The organism is Acidimicrobiales bacterium (genome assembly GCA_036273495.1).
In the GTDB taxonomy this organism is placed as follows: Bacteria; Actinomycetota; Acidimicrobiia; order Acidimicrobiales; family JAJPHE01; genus DASSEU01.
The window spans coordinates 1-3,565 of the sequence record DASUHN010000294.1 but is presented as its reverse complement, the minus strand read 5'-3'; the positions used below and the strand labels follow the sequence as shown (position 1 = coordinate 3,565).

3 protein-coding genes are annotated in these 3,565 nt (G+C 69.9%); 2 read left to right on the top strand and 1 reads right to left on the bottom strand.

The window, feature by feature from the left end:
* Together VFW24_12565 and VFW24_12560 are read left to right on the top strand one after the other, a co-directional pair.
* The coding region (locus VFW24_12565; protein HEX5267596.1) for a chromate transporter at positions 1 to 491 on the top strand (491 nt) is incomplete at its 5' end.
* 96 nt (positions 492 to 587) lie between these two features.
* A complete protein-coding gene (locus VFW24_12560) occupies positions 588 to 1,790 on the top strand; it encodes a cytochrome P450 (protein ID HEX5267595.1) in 1,203 nt (400 codons plus the stop codon).
* Between the two features lie 15 nt (positions 1,791 to 1,805).
* Here VFW24_12560 and VFW24_12555 read toward each other — a convergent pair.
* A partial coding sequence (locus VFW24_12555; protein HEX5267594.1) for a hypothetical protein occupies positions 1,806 to 3,565 on the bottom strand: 1,760 nt, incomplete at its 5' end.

Below are 3,565 nucleotides of genomic sequence, written 5' to 3'. Positions count from 1 at the left end.
CCAAGCTGGGGGTCGTCGTCTTCGGGAGCGGCTATGTGCTCCTCGCCTTCCTGCGCGCCGACCTGGTCACCCACCTGCACTGGCTGACCGAAGGCCAGGTCATCGACGCGGTGGCGGCGGGACAGATCACTCCGGGGCCGGTGTTCACCACCGCCACTTTCGTGGGCTACCTCCTGGGCGGGATACCCGCCGCCCTCGTCGCCACCGCCGGCATCGTCGTCCCCTCCTTCGTCATGGTCTCGGCCCTGGAGCCTCTCGTCGGGCGGATCCGTCGTTCGGTCTGGCTGGGTCCGGCCCTCGACGGAGTCACCGTGGCCGCCCTCGGCCTGATGACGGGAGTGACGGTTGACCTGGGCCGGGCCGCCATCGTCGACCCGGTTACCGGCCTGCTGGCGGCTGCCGGCCTGGCCGCGATGCTCCGATGGCGACCCAACGGGGCCTGGCTGGTGGCCGGTGGTGCAGCCATAGGCGTGGCCCGTGCCCTGCTCTAGTGGCGCGGTTGGCGGATTGCCGGATCCAGCCGGCGCTTTGTCGGATGGTGCGGATCGGCGCCATTCTTCTGCCACCGCTTCACCAGGGAGAGCGACATGGCCGGAACGGACACGGCGGGCACCGAGCTCTACTGGGATCCGTACGACCCCGAGCTGGTGGCCGATCCCTATGCCACGTACCGGAGGCTACGGGAGGAGGAGCCTCTCTATTACAACGAGCGCTATGATTTCTACGCCGTCAGCCGGTTCGACGACTGCCGCGACGGCCTCCGTGACGCCCGGAGCTACATATCGGGCAAGGGCGGGATACTCGAGGTCATCAAGGCCGACATGGAGATGCCCTCGGGGATCCTCATCTTCGAGGACCCGCCCGTGCACACCATCCACCGGCGCCTCCTCTCCCGGGTGTTCACTCCCGGCCGGATCGCCGGCCTGGAGCCCAAGATCCGGGAGTTCTGTGCGCGCTGTCTCGATCCCCTGATCGGATCGGACGGGTTCGACCTGATCAAGGAGTTGGGGGCCCAGATGCCGATGCGGGTGATCGGAATGCTGATGGGCATCCCCGAGTCGGGCCTGGAAGCGGTCAGGGACCAGGTGGACGCCAACCTCAGGACCCGTCCCGGTCAGCCCATGGAGGCACGGACCGAGGGCTTCAGCGACGGGATGATCGCCGAGTACATCGACTGGCGCGCCGATCATCCGTCCGACGACGTCATGACCGCACTGCTCCACACCGAGTTCGAGGACGAGACCGGGACGGTGCGGACCCTGACCAGGGACGAGGCGGTGATCTACGCCACCGTCGTCGCCGGGGCCGGTAACGAGACGACCAACCGTCTGATCGGGTGGGCGGGCAAGGTGCTCGGGGAACACCCCGACCAGCGCCGCCAGGTGGCATCCGAGCCGAACCTCGTGCCGAACACCGTCGAGGAGCTTCTGCGGTACGAGCCCCCGGGTCCGGCGGCGGCCCGATTCCTCCCCCAGGATGTCGAGCTGCTCGGCCAGCGGGTGCCGGCGGGCAGCGCCATGGTGTTCCTCGTGGCGGCGGCCAACCGTGACGACCGGCAGTTCGACGACCCGGAGCGGTTCGACATCCACCGCCAGATCGGCCAGCACCTCACCTTCGGCTACGGGATCCACTTCTGCCTCGGTGCCGCCCTGGCCCGGCTCGAGGGCCGGGTGGCCCTGGAAGAGCTCCTGGCTCGCTTCCCCGACTGGGAGGTCGACATGGACAACGCCCGCCTGGCTACCACCTCGACCGTGCGGGGCTGGGAGACCCTCCCGATCGTCCTCGGCTGAGCGGACCGGGCCCGCTTACAGAAGGGCTGGCGATTTCCCGGCCTCCGGCACCGTCTCCGTCACCGGCCTGTCGCTGGCAGTGGACGATCCAGGAGAGGGGCCTGACGCCCCGCTTCCCGCCCCACCCGGAAAGGCGGTGTCGGGCAGGCCGGGGCCGCGTACGTCCAGTCCCGGTGCCACCAGGGGCGAAGGGCCGAAGGCGGTGACGATGGGCTGTATCGGTGCCACCAGCTGCACGTTGTACGTGGATCCGACGTTTCCGACGCCGGGGGGCAGCACCAACTGGTTGTCGATGCTGTCGATCTCGTCTACGGCGGTGGTGAGGTCGGCGTTGTCCGAGTCGGCCGTGAAGACCAGGTGCAGCCCGTGGGTGGCCACGTCCCCCTCGAAGTAGCGGACGTCCCCCTGCGGGCCGAAGGTCTGATCCGGTGCCGGGTCCTCCCGCTGGACCGGCTTGGCGGGGTCGAAGGTGGCGGTGCCGGGCAGGTTGTACGGACTGCCGTCGGGGTTGTGGTTCCAGCACCGGCGGTTGTAGGACAGCGTGCCGTCGTAGGCCACCCCGCCGTCGCTCACCCGGCCCTGATACCGGTCGGCGGGCGCAGGAGCCGGGGACACCGCCACCGGCCGGCCGCCTTGGTCGGCGAAGCCCCACGTGGTCGGGTCGGTGGCCCGGGGGTTCACCTGGGGCCCGGGGGAGTTGCCGGTGCCGTCGTCGAAGCAGGAGTCGTCCATGTAGTACGGCGCCGCCTCGACCGCCGCCTGGGCACCACCGGCGCTGGGGTTGGCGCCCTGGTCGACGGCCCACTTCTCCAGGAGCGTCCCGGCCGGGCCGGTGAGCTCCTCCCAGGACAGCAGCTCCGAGGCCAGTCCCGAGTAGGTGGCGTCGGGCAGGTTGAACGAGCCGTAGACGCAGCTGTCGGGGGAGCCGACCTCGGGCACCGCGACGGGGACGGCCGTGCACTTGGACTTGTCCGGGGAGCCGGCCTGGACCGGACCGACGGTGCGGCCCACCTTGTCGTTGCTGGACTCCGACACGCCGCTCGGGCCGACGAAGTCGGTGGTGTCCCCGTAGAGGACCGGGTTGATCCCGGTCACCTGGACCCCGGCCGGGTTATAGGCGTTGTAGTAGGTGGTGACCGCCCCGGCGCTCATGTTCCACTGGGTGTAGATCCCGTCCAGCGGCGGGATGGGGTGTACCCGGAGGCCGTACTCGTGCTGGATGGAGTCGGCATAGAAGATGTCAGTGCGGGTCACGTTGGTGCCGGAGTCGGAGCCCCAGGTCACCCGGATGGTGCGGACCGGGCCGGTCCTGATGCCCATGGTGATCGACGACCCGTTCCAGTTGACCTGCTCGTCCTCGTAGCCGCAGCACGGGGTGTCCCCTCCCGGGGACTGCTGGAAGGCGCGGCCCTTGAAGCGATCGATCAGGCTCGGGCCGTATCGGCCGGTGCGCAGCCCCTGGTCGCTGGCCGAGACCTGCAGCCCGTCCATGATCCAGCGCCCGGCCAACCCGGACCCCGCGTCCCCGTACCGGAACCGGTAGCGGGGCGTCCGCACGGTGGCGATGTCCAGGGTGCGCCGCTGGACATAGGTCGCCGGGTCCAGTTGGTAGGTGCCGTTCACGAGCTTGAAGCCCTGACCGACGACCGGCACGGGCTGGCCGTCGGGCCCGATGGTGCACGCCGGCCCCTTGAGTGCGTTCCCGTAGTTGGAGTAGCTGCTCTGCGAGCGGGCCAGCACGCCGGCGTTGGGGTCGGGGCTGTAGCGCACGTAGG